Origin of the sequence: Bacillus sp. SIMBA_008, assembly GCF_046535495.1 — a bacterium.
Classification (GTDB): Bacteria; Bacillota; Bacilli; order Bacillales; family Bacillaceae; genus Bacillus; species Bacillus subtilis.
The window spans coordinates 1-253 of sequence record NZ_JAWRWL010000888.1; the positions used below are offsets into that span (position 1 = coordinate 1).

Sequence of the window (253 nt, forward strand, 5' to 3'; positions counted from 1 at the left end):
CCGCCAATCACACGTTTCATCATCCTTCTCATATCCACACGCTCTTCATAGGTGAGCTTCATATCACTGACACCTCCCCATGTCACAAATGAAGCCGCCTCTTGCTTCATTTCGACAGCAGTCCAAATGCCCATAATGCCTCCGCGCGAAAAACCAAAGATATGAATACGATCCTGCTTCCCCTTTTTGTGATGCTTTAACAATTGAAAGGCAGCAAAAGCATCTTTCCGGTCCTCTCCAGCAAAGTCTTCGT

Annotated in this window: 1 protein-coding gene; it reads right to left on the minus strand. The window is 46.6% G+C overall.

Going from position 1 to position 253, the window contains the following annotated elements:
• Positions 1 to 253 (minus strand): alpha/beta hydrolase family protein (locus tag SB658_RS25915; protein WP_410603348.1); only part of this gene is annotated, 253 nt, incomplete at both ends.